Consider the following 16,561-nt stretch of genomic DNA (forward strand, 5'->3'; position numbering starts at 1 on the left):
TTTTTTGAGCGGGTTTTGCTAAAAAAGTTAGCTGAAGGACAAACCCCACGGAAAGGGAAGTGGGCAGCCGGAGTGGTGGTCAAGCAAGCAGTAGCTATTATTCCATAATAGCTACTAGAGAAAGCGTGAATCTGAGCATGTAGTGATAAGGACTGAGCGAATTTTGCTCAGTTTTTCTAATCATTTGTAATTTTATCGAATGACATGATTATGACTTTCTCATACTAAAGGGAGGAGGTCATGTCATGAGAGCATTGTTACTTTGTATCAGTTTCATCGTTATTTGGACAAATACTGTTTTTGCTACTGAAATAGCTGAACATAAAGCGATACGTTTAGAAAAAGTAGAAGTGGATCAATATGCACTTAATCAGATTGATCCTCTATTTATTGATGAAAATAAATTGCATCAATTGGTTGATGACTTAAAGAAAAAAATCTATAAAGCACCAAAAAATGCGACCATAGCAAAGAGTGGTAACATTATTTTAGAAAAACCTGGTATAACAATTGATGAAGATCAATTTTACATTCAATTTAAAAAAACGTTTTATGACGATAAAGCAGACGGATTCCATATTCCTGTAGAGAAAGTGTATCCAAGAGTGGATAAAGCCCTATTAGAAGATATACGTACAAAGGAATTGGGGAATTATGTTACCTTTTATAAAAAGGGTAATGAAGAAAGGTCACATAATATTGCTCTAGCAGCTGAGGCAATAGATAATCACGTTGTATTTCCTGGAGAGATGTTTTCATTTAATAAAGTCGTAGGTGAACGTACCAAAAGTAGAGGATATAAACGTGCCCCTGTTATAGTAAAAGGTGAATTATCAGAAGATATTGGTGGAGGAATATGTCAAGTTTCATCAACACTGTTCAATGCGGTCGATTTAAAAGGTATTCAAATCGTTGAAAGATATGCACACAGTCGAAGCGTTCCCTATGTTCCCCCAGGTAGAGATGCAACGGTTAGTTGGTGGGGACCAGATTTCTCTTTCAAGAATATGTACAATGAACCGGTATTGATTCGAGCTCATGCTAGTAATGGAAAAATGTTAGTACGTATAACTTCATCAGATACAGTAGAGAATTTTACAGGTAGTTAGTGTGATGAATAGCAAAAGAAATGATCTCCAAGATTTTAGCTAGATCATGCCTTTCAAAACACCTTGACATACCTGGAAGCATCATATATGATTAGAACGAAATTGATAATCATTATCATTTACTAAACCAAGTCTACATAGATGATTTAGAGGAGTGATCTAGTTGAAGAAGCTTGCAATTATCTTATTGCTATTTTTGATAAGTTTGCTAGTTGCGTGTAATGATTCTTCTAATAAGGAGCAAGAAGAAAAAAACGGAGATTCTACATCTGACGCGCAAACAATTACAATTGAAGATGGTTTAGGTGAACAAACCCTTAAAGAAACACCTAAAAATATTGTTGTACTTGAATGGTCCTATGCTGAAGACCTATTGGCATTAGGTATACAGCCAGCAGGTGTGGCTGATTTGGACGGATTTCATCAATGGGTTAATATCGATGAAAAATTCGATGATAGTGTAGTCGATGTTGGGACACGTCAGGAGCCGAATCTCGAAGCGATTTCCAGATTAAATCCGGATCTAATAATCGGTGTTAAATTTAGACATGAACAAATTTTAGATAGTTTAAAAGAGATTGCACCAGTAGTTACGTTTGCACCATATAGTGAAGAAGCTGTACAGGATCATTATCAAAACATGATTAACGAATTTCAGACCGTCGCTAAAATTGTTAATAAAGAAAAAGAAGCCGAGCAAGTAATATCAAATCTTGAAAGCTTTACGGAGGAGCAAAAGCAACGTATAACAGAAGCGGGCATTGATGGTTCATCTTATATTGCAACTCAAGCATTTACTGCACAAAACACACCGACAATGAGACTATTCACGGATAATTCCATTGTTGCAAATGTAATGGAGAATTTAGGATTTACGAATGCTTATCAATCAGATAATATAGAAACATATGGTTATAGCGAAGTGACAGTAGAAGCATTACAGAATTATCAAGATGAAGAGAATCTTCAATTCCTATATATTGTTCAAGAAGAGGATAATATTTTTGAGAATCAGCTTAAAGGAAATCCAGTATGGGAAGATTTAAGCTTTGTAAAAGCAGGTAATACACATGCACTTCCTGGAAATACATGGACTTTTGGTGGTGTTCTTTCTACTCAAGTACTAACAGAACAGTTAGTCAATGCGATGGTAAAAGAGTGATAGCATGAATACATCTTTTAAAAATACGATGAGAGCGGTTCTTACCTTTGGAGGAGGAGCCGCACTTTTATGTATCCTAACGTTCTTACATATTAATCAAGGTAGTGTATCGATTCCTTTACATACAGTGATAGAAGCTATTTTTTCTCCTCAGGATATTTTAGAACATCATACCGTTCGTTATCTCCGGCTACCACGTGCAGCTATGGGAGTTATTGCTGGAGGAGCCTTAGCTGTTGCTGGGGTTGTTTTACAAACAGTAACGAAGAATCCTTTAGCATCCGCCAGCACTTTAGGTATACACTCTGGAACATATTTTTCAGTCGTTGTGGCAACTGTCTTTTTACCTGGTGCTTTGTTTGGGGGAGGTATGATCGTTGCCTTTATCGGTGGTATAATTACCTTTTTAATTGTTTATGTCTTATCCGGAGGGAATAGTGCAACACCTGTACGAATGGTATTGGCTGGCATGATCGTTACCTTTTTATTTTCTTCTCTAACAAGTGTATTGCAATTGTTTTATGAAAATGAAACAGCCGGCTTATTTCTATGGGGATCAGGGACGTTGGTTCAAAATGGTTGGGACGGGGTTCAATTTTCATTGCCCATTATAATAGTTGGTTTATTAGGAATTGCACTAGTTAGTATGAGATTAGATACGCTTTCCTTAGGAGATGACGTGGCAACCTCATTAGGGCAAAAGGTAGTGACAGTGAAGTTTATTTCCATTTTAGCAGCCGTTTTATTAACGTCAGTAACTGTAAGCGTAGTTGGGCCGATTGGATTCGTTGGTTTAATCGCGCCACATATCGTTAAATTGATTGGTTATCGTAGGCATATCCCATTATTCATTGCCTCATTTATTTGGGGTGGGAATGTCTTGCTGGCGGCAGATGTCGTGGCCCGTGTAATCGATCCATCGTTTTCAGAACTCCCTGTGGGGGCTATAACAGCTTTAATAGGTGCACCGTGGTTAATTTATTTAGTATTTCGTATGAAACAAACAAACTACAGTGGTGATTCAACTTCTATTATTCCAGGGAAGTCTACTATTGGTATTTCCATGAAGATTTTACTACCTGTGTTAATCGGGTTGATCACTTTAGGTATCCTAGTTAGTTTAGCTTCTGGAAATTATGGTTTTGAACCAATTGTATCATTCCAGGCTTTATTTGCTGGGGAAAATGAATTCATGAAAAATTTAATTCTTGATTTACGATTGCCACGTGCTTTGGTGGCTTTAGCTAGTGGAATGGTATTAGCAGTTAGTGGATTAATTTTTCAAGGTGTTCTCAGAAATCCGTTAGCTGATCCGTCTGTAATTGGAATAACTTCTGGAGCGGGTGTAGGTGCTCTATTGACGATGTATGTCTTTGGTGTATCAGCAATATGGATACCTGTGGGAGCTATGATTGGTTCTTTAGTATTCTTTATTTTCGTAATGTTATTTGCAATCCGTGCTCAATTCCAACCGACGATCTTAGCTTTATTAGGTATTGGTATTTCAGCTTTTGGTTCGGCAATTATTCAAATTCTTGTCGTTCGAGCAGAATTAGGTGTGGCAGGTGCATTGACGTGGTTATCAGGATCAACCTATGCGAAGGGTTGGGTAGAGTTATTTCGTTATCTTATTTGGCCAATCGTCTTATTATTCCCGCTGCTTCTAGTGCGAATCCGTTTGTTAGACACCCTAGCACTTGGGGATGAAACAGCAAAAGGATTAGGTCTTGGAGTGACGTCATCCCGATTTCAATTAGCGTTAATCGCTACTATTTTAGCTGCTTGCAGTGTTGCAGCAACTGGTACAATTGGTTTTCTTGGGCTAATTGCTCCTCATTTTGCGAGGTTGTTAGTAGGTCCTTCTAATACACGATTGTTACCAGTTACCATGCTTATAGGAGGACTTTTACTTGTCATTGCAGATTTATTAAGCAGGACGTTGTTAGCTCCAAATGAGATTCCTTCAGGCATTTTGGTGGCAATTATCGGCGCACCATATTTCTTATGGCTTATGAAGAAAAGAGCTTCTTAAAAAAAAGATCTATACTTCTTGTTGAAGCAGGAGCTTGTAAAGAAATCCCTTTGTTTCTTTACAAGCCTTTTTTTATAGTCTAAGAAATTATAAAATTAGCCCATATGGATATATGAGCGTGTAGAGCTGCGTCAAGCGCAAGCGCCCATAAACGATGCGACTTCACAGATAGCCCTAAGCTAAGTTATCATCGGCTCGCAAGCTCACCGTAATTCCTTTATCTTCGTTGACTCGCTCCAGTCGCTTGCACTTTTGTTCTGCCAATGTCGGGCTAAAATCACTCGCTTCCTATCGAAAAAAGTCCAAATCTCCTTAACAAATTAATGTAGTGAATATATTCTGCATAAAAAATGGCTGTCGAGACATTTTAACGACAGCCATTGTACTTTCTTGTTGAAGGTACTGCTTCAGACTACTATGCTTGCTTATGTGCTTCTATCTCAAAGTGAATTTTTACATCTTCACCAACTAGGACGCCACCTGTTTCTAATGCTGCGTTCCATGTTAGACCAAAATCCTTACGATTAATGGTAGTTTCTCCGCTAAAGCCCGCAACAATATTACCACTCATTGGATCTTTACTTTGACCTTCCATAACAACATTTAGCGTTACTGGTTTTTTCGTTCCACGAATCGCTAAATCACCTGTAATTTCATAATTATTTCCAGACTTTTTATGGATGTCGGTTGCAACAAATGTCATATTTGGGTGGTTTTCAACATCGAAAAAGTCAGCTGAACGTAAGTGATCGTCACGATCCTTATTACGCGTATCAATACTACCTACATCAATGGTAACTTCCAGCTTAGAACCTGTTAAATCATCCACATCAGCTTCAAATACCGCATTAAAATTATTAAATGAACCTTTTGCCTTTGAAATCATCATATGTTTTACTGAAAAACCAATCTCACTATGAACAGTGTCTATATTCCAAACAGTTTTACCCATGTAAATCCCTCCAATTATTAAATTTATCACTTTAATTACTTTATGTAACTTAGTATAAAATAATAAATTAATGTTGTCAAGTAACAATTTTAGAACCTATTTCAGTACTGGTTTTCCCTAATAGATAAAGATAAAACACGATGTAGACTATAGCGTGATTTACTCTAAAGCCGTTCCAAATAAAGGAATAAATGAAAATACTAATAGTAGGTAGATATGTTAAAAAATCTTAATGGATGAAAAACTTCCATCGTTGGAGGGGGATTAAAATGGATAAAGGGACAATAGCTAGAACCATCGCACTCGTAATTGCCTTAACAAATCAATTTTTAGTTATTTTTGGAAGGTCGCCATTACCAATAGATAGTGAACTGCTTGAGAACACAGTATCAGCAATTTTTACAATCGTTACCTCATTAATAGCGTGGTTTAAGAATAATTACGTTACAAGTATAGGGATGAAGCAAAAGCAGCTAATTAAGGAAAATGGGCTAACATCAGCAAGTAAAAGAAAAAAGAAAAGTTAAGTTAATGTAGCAGTGGGAATATCCTTCCCACTGTATTACATGAGATTATTAGAACAATTGTTTTTCTAATGAAAATATTCTTATTTTTGTTATAATATGTAGTTAGGGTGATTAATTTAATTTTAAATAGAGGGGCGATTTAATGGAACAGACGTTACATCCTACATGGGATCTAGACGTGATTTTTCCCGGAGGTAGTGACTCAAAAGCATTTCATACATATTTACAATCCACACAGGAAGAAATGAAAAACCTTTTTAACACGGTATCTTACTTTTCTCCTAAGAAACGAGACGGAGATAAAGAAACATTAGTGTTACTTATTAAACAATTGGAAGCAACGATGAAGAAAGTACGAGAAGCATTTGCTTTTATAAGCTGTTTAAGTGCACAGAATCTTAAAGACGAGAAAGCAAATTTATTAGTCAGTAGACGCCATGAAATAAAAGCCGAAATGGATACGATTCAAACGACATTTGAACAAAAACTAGTCGACATTCCTGACATAGTATGGGACCAACTTGTAAAAAGTGAGGATTTAGTTGATGTAGCATATGTGTTAGAAGAATTTAGAAATCATGCAAACGAACAATTGGTGCGAGATCAAGAGGTTCTTATCAATGATCTGGCAATTGATGGATATCACGCTTGGGGACAAATGTACGATGTGATTATAGGAAATATGAGTGTAGATATGGTAGAGGATGGGGAAACGAAAAGCTATTCTATTGGGCAGGCTACAAATAAACTAACACACCCAAACCGTTCATATCGTAAGCAAGTGTTTCAACAGCTAGATAAAGCTTGGAAGAATAACGCTAGTTTATTTGGTCAAACATTAAACCACCTAGCTGGCTTTCGTTTACAAACATATAAGCATAGAAATTGGAATGAAGTTTTGCAAGAACCATTGGCTTTGAACCGTATGAGAAAAGAAACATTAGATGCGATGTGGACTGCAATAAAAAAATATAAGCATCCCTTTGTAGAGTATCTTATGAACAAGGCCAAACTACTTGGACTTAACAAACTAAGTATTTATGATGTTGGAGCACCAGTAAACAAAGTGGTTAAGACTTCGTCGTTTGAAGAAGGAGCTGACTTTATTGTCGAACATTTTACTCAGTTTAGTCCCCAAATGGCTGATTTTGCGAAAATGGCCTTTGAAAATAGGTGGATTGAGGCTGAGGATCGTCCAAATAAGCGTCCGGGAGGATTTTGTACAAGTTTCCCTGATAGTAAGCAAACACGCATTTTTATGACTTATTCAGGTACTTCATCTAATATTGCAACGTTAGCTCATGAGTTAGGGCATGCTTATCATCAACATGTAATGAATGATGTAAATGGACTTAATCAACGGTATGCAATGAATGTTGCTGAAACAGCGTCAACATTTGCTGAAATGGTTGTTGCAGATGCGTCGGTAAAAAGCGCACGTTCGATTGCGGAAAAGAAAAGTTTATTAGAGGATAAGATTCAGCGGAGCATTGCTTTTTTTATGAATATACATTCCCGTTTTATCTTTGAAAGGCGTTTTTATGAAGAAAGGAAACAAGGATTAGTGCCAGTGAAAAGATTAAACGATTTGATGATAGAAGCACAGAAAGAGGCATATTGTGATGCATTATCGGAGTATGATCCTAATTTTTGGGCATCTAAATTACATTTTCACATAACAAGGGTGCCATTTTACAATTTCCCTTATACATTTGGTTATCTTTTCAGTCTAGGTATCTATGCAAAAGCACAAGAAAACGAAGATAGTTTTGAAGATGCATATATTTCGCTTTTAAGGGATACTGGTCGCATGAACGTAGAGGATCTTGCTAAAAAACATTTGGATACAGATTTAACTAAGCCTGAATTCTGGGAAGCTGCTATTCAATTATGTGTCAATGATGTTGACGAATATCTTTCGTTGTAACGCTGTTGTGTTTTTACGATATGTCATGTACAATACTTGTAGTAAATAGGCAGTGAAAAGTAGTTTCTTATTTATTCCACATGTAACTGATAGTAAGAACCCCACTTCAAGGAATAAAGTGAAACCATTATTGGTAAGTGGGGGAATCGACTGCCGGTAAATGTCTGATTAGTTTATCTCTCAATCAGAGGTATAAACAAAAACCCCCACTGATTGAAGTTTCACTAAACAGTAAGACAAAAGAAGCAAATATAAGTTAGAAGCCTACAGGGGGAGCCAATTGGCTGAGAGTGAACATAACTGTTCTTACCCTTTGAACCTGTTAGTTAGTACTAGCGTAGGGATGGTGGCTTTTTTGATGGACAGAAAAGTAATGTGAGCAGATTCCCCATCAGGAAGTCTTCCCCTTGGCATTGCTTTTTTTGTATGGATAAGTTACTTAACTGCATAAAAAAGGGGAGGAGAAAGATATGAGGCGCACATTATTTTTAGTAGAAGTAGCCATTTTTGCAGCTTTTGCATTTTTATTGGATTTTATACCATTTTTATCATTTAAGGTTTGGGCTCAAGGTGGCTCCATATCCTTTGCGATGATACCGATTTTTATTGTCGCATTTCGCTGGGGGGTCAAGGGCGGTTTATTAGCTGGATTGCTGTTGGGAGGATTACAATTATTATTTGGGCCAACAGTCTTCGTACCCCTACAAGGGTTCTTAGATTATATTGTTGCGTTTACCGTATTAGGTTTTGCAGGAATTTTTGCAAAACCTGTCCAAGCAGCAGTTAAAGAAGGAAAAACGAAAACAAGCCTATATTATATTGCTGTAGGCGTGTTTTTAGGATCAGCTTTACGCTTTTTAGCCCATTTCACTGGAGGGATTGTATTCTTTGGTGAATTTGCGCCAGAAGGTCAGCCTGTATGGTTATACTCGTTGCTATATAACGGATCGTACATGTTACCTGGCTTTATATTAAGTACGGTTCTTGTGTTCTTTTTATTTCAAAAACAACCACGTACACTATTACGTATGTCCGCTTAATCTAGGAGTTTTCCTCATAATAAATATACGAAGATTAGTGGGTAGTTATTGACTCGAGGATTTTGCCCACTATTTTCTATTTAGTAGTTTAGAGTTATAGTGAGAGGTGAAATCAAGCTTAATCAATTGCGGCAATTATTATCGAGACTGATAAAATGATTATTCAGAGTAAGAAATATTTTGTTTTTTCCCAAGCTCTTTATTATCTTTATTTCATAACAAAAGCGCATTAGAAACGTAGCGACTGGAGCTAGTCAGCTCGTAGGGCGGGCGATTGTGAAGTCACATCGTTTCTGGGCGCTGGAGCTGGACGCGGCTCAACACGCCCCTATTTATCCAAATGGGTAAATTTTATATTTTCTTCCTAGACTATGAGAAAAGCTGCTTCACCCAATTAGAATTGGTGAAACAGCATTGATAACTTGCCTATCATAAGCAAGTTATCTTTTTCTTACTGACAGATTAAAACGTTTAATTATGAAAAACTACTGTATAGTAGAGATTTATGCTTTTATTGTAAATACCTATTAACTTCCTCATGGTTAGTTACAATCAAGAGTACTTTTCCTTCATCCATATCTTCCTCATAGTTTTCAGCTTCTGCTTGAGAGAATCCTATTTCGGTTAATTTCGTTCTTAGTTCATCACCTTGTGTACTAAAAAGATTACCAACGGCATGTCCAATATCCATTTCCCTTATTCCTATGGTATTCGCATCCGCACCATCAGCTATTCGGTTTGTTCGATCATCATCATGGGATAAAACATACACATCTTCTTTATGAATACCTTTATCCTTTAGTATTTGAATAGCTTCCTTTAATTGCTGATCATTTGTATATTCTTTTATAAATGGTTTCATTAAAATTACCTCCTTATCAATCTTTCATTATTATCATACCCAACGCTAGAAGAACTAAACATGTACGAATTGCATAGGCTATAGCACATCCATTGGAGAGGAAGAGGTTGGCGTGGAGCTTTCAATATCCCATATTTTATATGGTTTGTTTACCTTACTAATTATAGGCACAATGGTCATGCGGAAGGGAATCGTATTACCAACGTTATTTGGTACATTTATTATTGCGTGGGTTTATAAAGGTAGTCTAATTGCTGGATTTACCGCAATATTTCATGCAAATCTTGTAGCAGCACAAGAACTATTTAGTATTTTTTTAATCATCACCTTTATGCTCGCGTTATTAAATTCATTACGTGATTTAGGTGCAGATAAACGAATGATTCAGCCAATACAAAAAATAATGGTAAATGGTCATATATCTTATTTTGTTTTAGTTATTGCTACCTATTTGATATCTCTATTCTTTTGGCCAACACCAGCAGTACCCCTAATATGTGCGCTTTTGGTACCCGCTGCAATCCGAGCAGGTCTACCAGCAATTACGGCTGCAGTAGCAATAGCAATAGCTGGTCAAGGAATGGCACTTTCCTCTGATTATATTGTGCAAGTTGCCCCCAATTTATCTGCTACCTCAGCAGGAGTAGAAACAGCTGTGGTTGCCGATCAAGCACTTATTTTGTCACTTATAACAGGTGGTATTGCTATTATGCTTGCTTATATAATGTATCGAAAAACAATTCGATCGAAGGAGGATGTGCGAAACAACATAGAACTTGAAAACATTCAAACAACAAAGGAGTATACACAAAGTCAACATACGAATGAACTACGTGTATGGAGTAAATTATTTGCTATTCTTGTCCCTCTGGCATTAACTGGTGTCGTTAGTTACATGGTTTATGAAAAGCTTAATACAGGAAGAATGAGCGGATTAGAAGGAGGAGATGGAGCAGCATTTATTGGTGGTGTTGCAGTTATCTTGCTATTATTATCGACCATTGCATTTCGTAGGCAGCATGCGCTCGATTATATAACAACACATATAACAGATGGATTTGTTTTTGCTTTTAAGGCAATGGGTCCGGTTATTCCAATTGCTGGATTTTTCTTTTTAGGTAGTTCAGACTTTGCAGGAGCTATTTTAGGTATGGAGAAGCGTTCACCTGCATTCCTATTTGATCTCGTTCAATCGATTCAAGAATATCTTCCACAAAGTGCATTGTTAGCTGGATTCAGCGTTTTGCTTATTGGTATTATTACAGGGCTTGATGGCTCTGGTTTTTCAGGGCTTCCACTTACTGGTTCTCTAGCGGCATCATTACAAAACGGTTCCATTGATGCAACCACCCTTGCAGCAATAGGGCAAATGGGTTCGATATGGACTGGTGGTGGTACGCTCGTTGCATGGTCTTCTTTAATCGCTATTGCTGGTTTTTGTGGTGTATCGGTAATGGAATTAGTACGTAAAAACTTTATACCTGTTATCGTAGGATTAGTCATTACAACAATTGTAGCTGTAGTTATTTTATCCCGCATATAACTGGCAGTAAGCCCCCACTTCAAGCAATAAAGTGAACCCAAAATGGATAAGTGGGGGGTCAACTGCCAGTAAATGTCCGATTGGTTCACCTAACCATCCGTGGGGGATAAACAACCTCCTCCACGGATGGAAGTTTCACTTTATCCCGCATATAACTGGCAGTAAGCCCCCACTTCAAGCAATAAAGTGAACCCAATATAGGTAAGAGGGAGATCAACTGCCAGTAAATGTCCGATTGGTTCAAAGGCCTTTAGGTCATACTCTTGTGGTACTAACAATCAGTAGGGGATAAACAACCTCCCCACGGATGGAAGTTTCACGTTTTATAAATTGTATGAATGGACTCAAATAAAAAGGTGGTCCCTTATTAAATATCCTTCCTGTATAAATAAGGGATTACCTTTTAAACCATACATAAGGGTTGAATGAATCATGTAAAAGCAGAAAGACAGTACTAAAATAAAGCGTATTCACATATTCTCATACAGATACGTCTTAAAAAAATTACGTGCTAAAATTGGACGGGTCTTTACTTGATAAAGGAGGGATAAAGAAGTGTCAGGTATTTTAGTTGCATTAATAGGTATGATCGTTTTTGCATTAGGTTATCGCTACTATTCTCGTTTTGTAGCGAAAAAAATTTTTAAACTTGATCCAACCTATGTGACACCAGCACATCGTTACAGTGATGGAGTGGACTTTGTTCCCACAAATAAATTCGTACTATGGGGGCATCATTTTACTTCGGTTGCTGGTGCTGCACCAATATTGGGTCCGGCAATTGCCGTTTATTGGGGATGGCTGCCAGCTTTTCTGTGGGTAATACTTGGAACTGTATTTGCTGCGGGTGTGCATGATTTTGGAACATTGGTCTTGTCAGTACGAAATAAAGGTCAATCTGTAGGTACATTAGCACATCGTTTAATTGGTCAACGAGCGAAGATACTGTTTTTATTTATCATTTTAATTCTAGTGTTAATGGTCAATGCGGTCTTTGCATGGGTAATTTCAAATTTATTTATATCTTACCCAGCAAGTGTGCTTCCTGTATTTATTCAAATCCCATTAGCTATCTGGATCGGTTATGCTGTATATAAACGAAACAGAAAAATGCTTATTCCATCCGTGTTAGCATTAGCAATTATGTATTTAACTGCAATTGTTGCTAGTAAGGTAGAATTTCTTCAATTTGATCTCGTTCATTATATGGGTGGTGAAGCTGGAGCTGGTTTATTTGGTTTAGGAGCGGTTTCTTCGGCATTTTTAATTTGGATTGTCATTTTGATGATTTATGTCTATATTGCCTCAACACTTCCGGTTTGGAAATTATTACAGCCACGAGATTTTATTAATTCACATCAGCTTGTAGTGGGACTAGGAATTCTTTACTTAGGATTATTATTTACTAACCCAGAAATAACTGCTCCAGCTACGAATGCTAACCCAGATACACCTTGGCTTCCCTTATTATTTATTACGATAGCATGCGGGGCAATTTCAGGTTTTCATGGACTTGTTACATCAGGAACATCGTCAAAGCAATTGAATAGGGAAACAGATGCGAGATTTGTAGGCTACTTAGGAGCAGTAGGTGAAGGAATATTAGCATTAGTATCGATTCTTGCTGTTGCTACTTTTTTTGCTAGTACCGATGAATTTATGGCTACCTATAGCAGCTTCTCTGATGCCAATGCTTCTGGACTTGCTACCTTTGTTGAAGGGGCCGCTGTTCTGGCAGGGGGACTTGCCATTCCTCCAGATGTAGCAGTTACGATTGTATCGATTATTGTCGTTAGTTTCGCAGCTACGACTTTAGATACTTCTGTTCGACTCATGCGTTACATCATTGCTGAATTAGGTAGTGAGTATAATCTTCCAGTGTTAACACGGACACATGTGGCAACAACTGTGGCAGTTGCATCGAGTGCTGCGCTTGTATTATTACCAGAAGGTCCGAAAGGATTTGGGTCTGGAGGTTATCAACTTTGGCCACTATTTGGTACAGCCAATCAGTTACTGGCAGGGATTAGTTTGATGCTTATCGCAGTTTGGTTGAAACGATTAGGGCGAAACTATGCAGTTGTATTCATACCAATGGTGTTCTTAATGTTTATGACACTTTATGCGATGTTCCAGCAGGTTTTATTTGAATGGTCGTGGTTAGGCTCATCTCCTGATATATTATTATTTATTTTTGGTGCAATTATCTTTATATTTGCACTTTGGATAAGTATAACTGCATTCTCTGTATTGAGAGGAAACGATGGGAAACCATTGGATGATGACAATTAATGAAGGGCGTGTCTTCTATAAAAAATCGCCTAGATTAAAGTAACTGGAATATACGAGACATCTGTTGGAAGCGTGAGCGTGTGTGTGAATCCTCTGAAGAGAGATTGCAGGAGAGCCTAGCAGTTAGAAGGGAATACAATTCAGTCATGTTGGAAAAGGGCTAGTTTTTATCCCACATATAACTGGCAGTAAGACCCCCACTTCAAGCAATCAAGTAAAAACAACATAGGTAAGTGAGGGATTGACTGCCAGTAAATGTCCGATGGTTTCAAAGGTCTTTAGGTCATACCCTTGTGGTACTGATCCCATTCGTGGGGGATAAACAAAACCTCCACTGATTGAAGTTTCACTTTTTGACAGCCCCTTTTTCGGTGAAGGAGTGATTACATGTTTAAACATTGGAAGCGGTGCATTCAATGGTATGAGGAAATGATTAGCATGCCCCATCGTCAAGAAATCGCCCGAGAACTTAGGCAAGAAGATGATGTGTTTCTCTTACTACTATATTCAGAAATGATTGGCATTCCTAATCCAGTCTACTATTATACATTAGAACTCTATCCGTACATAGTGGAGAATTTTCATGATTGGCATTTGCGAATGGGGATGGAAAAATCACCTTTATCCGGTATTCGGTGCTGTTAATAAAAATCAAAAGGAGATTCAAATGGCAACGTTACTAAATAAGATTGTATTTATTGGCGGAAAAGGGGGAGTGGGTAAATCTACATCTGCAGCAGCACTTGCATGGGAAGCTGCAAGATTAAACAAGAAAACTTTGCTCATTTCTACAGACCCTGCTCATAATCTAGGAGATATTTTCAAACGGGAAATTGGCGGGCAAATAACCCAAATCACTAGATTATTATCTGCTATCGAAATTGATCCTGAAAAAGAAACGAACAACTATATAATGGGTGTAAAGGAAAATATTAAAAAGATGATGCATGCTGGGATGATTGAAGAAGTGAATCGGCAATTAGATACAGCTAAAGCTTCTCCTGGTGCAGATGAATCAGCGTTATTTAACAAACTTATTTCTATAATTATTGATGAACAGGATCATTATGATCATTTAATAGTTGACACAGCACCTACTGGTCATACAATACGACTTCTTACCCTTCCTGAACTTATGGGCATTTGGATAGATGGATTATTACAGCGAAGGAGGAAAACAAATCAGAATTATAGTCAGCTTTTAAATGATGGCGATCCTGTCGAAGATCCAATATATGATGTACTTAACCAACGACAGAAGCGTTTTTCTAAGGCTAGAGAACTGCTTTTAGATCAAGCTAATACAAGCTTTATATTTGTTCTCAACCCGGAGCGACTACCGATTGTGGAAACAAAGAAAGCAATTCAATTACTTGAAAAATATCATTTACATGTGAAAACATTAATCATAAATAAATTGTTACCAGAGCAAGCTGATGGTGAATTTTTGATACAACGTAAGGAATATGAGCAAAAGTATGTACATCAGATCGAATGTACATTTCCTAGCCAGGAAAAGATCTATGTTCCGTTATTTTCTCATGATATTATAGATATACAGCAACTAGAATTATTTGGTTCATACTATCAAAAGCACGATTTACTATTTAGCTAGCAATGGTAATACATGTGTAGAAGGGGAGAAGCGACTAATGATGAAGGGTTTTGTACATGAAGATGAAAAACTGTTAATACGTGAAATGAGTGTCCCAGTCCCAAAAGGCACTGAGGTAGTAGTTTCTTTAAAAACAGCAGGATTAAACCGCCGTGATTTGTATATTCCTAACCGAAGAAAAGGAAAGAAAGAGCCTTTAATATTAGGATCAGATGGAGCAGGTATAGTTGAGCAGGTAGGTGATGAAGTAGACCATTTTCAACCAGGTGATGAGGTTATTATCAATCCTGCATTACGATGGGAGGCTAATAGTGACGCTCCACCTCAGGGATTTGACATTTTAGGTATGCCTGATCATGGTACGTTCGCTGAAAAGATTGCCATAGACGCAGCGCAATTAGAAGACAAGCCACAACATCTTTCCTGGGAAGAAGCCGGCGTTTTAGCGCTTTCTGGATTAACAGGATATCGCGCATTAGTCACAAAGGGACAAATAAAGAAAGGCGAAACTATATTTATTACGGGGGCTGGTAGTGGCGTATCAACATTTATTATTTCCTTTGCAAAGAATATGGGAGCAAAGGTTATTGTAACGTCTCGAAGTGAAAAGAAATTACAGCAGGCAAAAGCATTGGGAGCAGATATTACGCTCAGTAATGATGTTAATTGGACGGAGGCTTTAGCCGATGAAACGGTTGACCTTGTTATAGATAGTGTTGGACGGGCAACCTTTCAACGTTCATTAGAAGTATTAAGAAAAGGAGGGAGAATGGTAGTTTTTGGAGCAACTACAGAAGACATGATTCATCTGAATTTGCGGGAATTCTTTTATGGTCAATATCAATTACTAGGTTCGACGATGGGGAGTAGAGAGGAGCTTCGTGCTATGCTTAATCATATTGTGCAATATAATGTACACCCAATCGTAGATAGCACGTTCTCATTGTCAAATATTCAAAAGGCGTTTGATCATTTAGAGGAAAACAAGCAGTTTGGTAAAATAGCGATTAACCTTACGTAAATAGGGAATAAATCGTAACTATTAAAAAACAGGCTTGCAATATGCTGCGAGCCTGTTTTTTAATAGTCTAGGAAATGAAGGAAATTATAAATTTAGCCCATGTGGATAAATGGGTGTGTTGAGCACGTCTAGCTCCAGCGCCAGAAACGAGGCGGCTTTACGAATTACCGCCCTAATCTAAGTCATCATCGTCTCGCAAGCACACCGTGATTCCTTTACATCCGTTGACTCGCCCAAGTCGCTATGTTTCTATTCGAGCGCTTGCGCTTTTGTTCTAAGTTAAGAAAGTATAAAATCAGTGCAATGACTGCGTTAAGCCAAGTAGTTATTTTGAAATGTTGGATGTATATTGGGCAATGCTCCGACTAATTACTTCGCTTTCCGCGGGCACGGCCTCAACTAACTTTGCAAAGAAGAACACGTTGCAAAGTGGATTTTCGGCTCGCGCTAATCCCGCAGGAGTCTACGTAATTAGTCTC

At 37.6% G+C, this 16,561-nt stretch carries 13 protein-coding genes and 1 riboswitch; of the genes, 11 read left to right on the forward strand and 2 right to left on the reverse strand.

Translation table 11 applies throughout. The features are described 5' to 3' along the window. The first annotated feature begins 245 nt into the window (after positions 1 to 245). From RVS70_RS19835 to RVS70_RS19845, 3 genes are all read left to right on the forward strand, one after another. Positions 246 to 1,109, forward strand: coding sequence for a VanW family protein (locus tag RVS70_RS19835; protein WP_166530393.1), 864 nt, complete (start codon positions 246 to 248; stop codon positions 1,107 to 1,109). A 163-nt stretch (positions 1,110 to 1,272) separates the two neighbouring features. After that, on the forward strand, positions 1,273 to 2,271 hold the full coding sequence (locus RVS70_RS19840) for an ABC transporter substrate-binding protein (RefSeq protein ID WP_166530394.1): 999 nt from the start codon (positions 1,273 to 1,275) through the stop codon (positions 2,269 to 2,271). Between the two features lie 4 nt (positions 2,272 to 2,275). After that, a complete protein-coding gene (locus tag RVS70_RS19845) occupies positions 2,276 to 4,303 on the forward strand; it encodes an iron ABC transporter permease (RefSeq protein WP_321134567.1) in 2,028 nt (675 codons plus the stop codon). Between the two features lie 415 nt (positions 4,304 to 4,718). Here RVS70_RS19845 and RVS70_RS19850 read toward each other — a convergent pair whose 3' ends face one another. Continuing rightward, positions 4,719 to 5,255: a YceI family protein gene (locus tag RVS70_RS19850; RefSeq protein ID WP_121605014.1), complete on the reverse strand. Its 537-nt coding sequence runs from the start codon at positions 5,253 to 5,255 to the stop codon at positions 4,719 to 4,721. Positions 5,256 to 5,524: 269 nt separating this feature from the next. Between RVS70_RS19850 and RVS70_RS19855 the strand changes: the two genes are divergently transcribed. The 3 genes from RVS70_RS19855 to thiT all read left to right on the forward strand — a co-directional run bounded on the left by RVS70_RS19855 (position 5,525) and on the right by thiT (position 8,749). Beyond that, the gene (locus tag RVS70_RS19855; protein ID WP_121605015.1) at positions 5,525 to 5,782 is read left to right on the forward strand and encodes a phage holin; all 258 of its coding nucleotides are present in this window, start codon (positions 5,525 to 5,527) and stop codon (positions 5,780 to 5,782) included. A 142-nt stretch (positions 5,783 to 5,924) separates the two neighbouring features. Beyond that, complete coding sequence (locus tag RVS70_RS19860) at positions 5,925 to 7,709, forward strand: M3 family oligoendopeptidase (RefSeq protein ID WP_121605016.1); 1,785 nt, start codon at positions 5,925 to 5,927, stop codon at positions 7,707 to 7,709. A gap of 259 nt (positions 7,710 to 7,968) precedes the next feature. Beyond that, a riboswitch (TPP riboswitch) is annotated at positions 7,969 to 8,071 on the forward strand. 108 nt (positions 8,072 to 8,179) lie between these two features. Beyond that, positions 8,180 to 8,749, forward strand: a complete 570-nt coding sequence (gene thiT, locus RVS70_RS19865; protein WP_026680708.1) for an energy-coupled thiamine transporter ThiT — start codon at positions 8,180 to 8,182, stop codon at positions 8,747 to 8,749. 511 nt (positions 8,750 to 9,260) lie between these two features. On the opposite strand, the gene RVS70_RS19870 is transcribed toward thiT, so the two are convergent. After that, positions 9,261 to 9,611 carry a general stress protein gene (locus tag RVS70_RS19870; protein ID WP_026680709.1) on the reverse strand — a complete coding sequence of 117 codons (351 nt, stop codon included), beginning with the start codon at positions 9,609 to 9,611 and terminating at the stop codon, positions 9,261 to 9,263. Between the two features lie 112 nt (positions 9,612 to 9,723). Between RVS70_RS19870 and RVS70_RS19875 the strand changes: the two genes are divergently transcribed. The 5 genes from RVS70_RS19875 to RVS70_RS19895 all read left to right on the forward strand — a co-directional run bounded on the left by RVS70_RS19875 (position 9,724) and on the right by RVS70_RS19895 (position 16,082). Continuing rightward, positions 9,724 to 11,154, forward strand: coding sequence for a hypothetical protein (locus tag RVS70_RS19875; protein WP_121605018.1), 1,431 nt, complete (start codon positions 9,724 to 9,726; stop codon positions 11,152 to 11,154). Positions 11,155 to 11,709: 555 nt separating this feature from the next. Continuing rightward, positions 11,710 to 13,446, forward strand: a complete 1,737-nt coding sequence (locus RVS70_RS19880) for a carbon starvation protein A (protein WP_321134573.1) — start codon at positions 11,710 to 11,712, stop codon at positions 13,444 to 13,446. Positions 13,447 to 13,833: 387 nt separating this feature from the next. Further along, complete coding sequence (locus RVS70_RS19885) at positions 13,834 to 14,091, forward strand: cory-CC-star protein (protein ID WP_121605020.1); 258 nt, start codon at positions 13,834 to 13,836, stop codon at positions 14,089 to 14,091. Between the two features lie 22 nt (positions 14,092 to 14,113). Beyond that, positions 14,114 to 15,061 carry an ArsA family ATPase gene (locus RVS70_RS19890; protein WP_321134575.1) on the forward strand — a complete coding sequence of 316 codons (948 nt, stop codon included), beginning with the start codon at positions 14,114 to 14,116 and terminating at the stop codon, positions 15,059 to 15,061. Positions 15,062 to 15,101: 40 nt separating this feature from the next. Next, the gene (locus RVS70_RS19895; protein WP_026680714.1) at positions 15,102 to 16,082 is read left to right on the forward strand and encodes a zinc-binding dehydrogenase; all 981 of its coding nucleotides are present in this window, start codon (positions 15,102 to 15,104) and stop codon (positions 16,080 to 16,082) included. Positions 16,083 to 16,561: the final 479 nt, after the last annotated feature.

The sequence above is a fragment of the Virgibacillus sp. M23 genome (assembly GCF_034190895.1).
GTDB classification, from domain to species: Bacteria; Bacillota; Bacilli; order Bacillales; family Amphibacillaceae; genus Virgibacillus; species Virgibacillus salarius.

Excerpts from the sequence above, each read along its gene's own strand:
- RVS70_RS19835 (WP_166530393.1), top strand. The coding sequence starts at position 246 with ATGAGAGCATTGTTACTTTGTATCAGTTTCATCGTTATTTGGACAAAT.
- RVS70_RS19845 (WP_321134567.1), top strand. The coding sequence starts at position 2,276 with ATGAATACATCTTTTAAAAATACGATGAGAGCGGTTCTTACCTTTGGA.
- RVS70_RS19850 (WP_121605014.1), bottom strand. The coding sequence starts at position 5,255 with ATGGGTAAAACTGTTTGGAATATAGACACTGTTCATAGTGAGATTGGT.
- RVS70_RS19855 (WP_121605015.1), top strand. The coding sequence starts at position 5,525 with ATGGATAAAGGGACAATAGCTAGAACCATCGCACTCGTAATTGCCTTA.
- RVS70_RS19860 (WP_121605016.1), top strand. The coding sequence starts at position 5,925 with ATGGAACAGACGTTACATCCTACATGGGATCTAGACGTGATTTTTCCC.
- thiT (WP_026680708.1), top strand. The coding sequence starts at position 8,180 with ATGAGGCGCACATTATTTTTAGTAGAAGTAGCCATTTTTGCAGCTTTT.
- RVS70_RS19870 (WP_026680709.1), bottom strand. The coding sequence starts at position 9,611 with ATGAAACCATTTATAAAAGAATATACAAATGATCAGCAATTAAAGGAA.
- RVS70_RS19885 (WP_121605020.1), top strand. The coding sequence starts at position 13,834 with ATGTTTAAACATTGGAAGCGGTGCATTCAATGGTATGAGGAAATGATT.
- RVS70_RS19890 (WP_321134575.1), top strand. The coding sequence starts at position 14,114 with ATGGCAACGTTACTAAATAAGATTGTATTTATTGGCGGAAAAGGGGGA.
- RVS70_RS19895 (WP_026680714.1), top strand. The coding sequence starts at position 15,102 with ATGAAGGGTTTTGTACATGAAGATGAAAAACTGTTAATACGTGAAATG.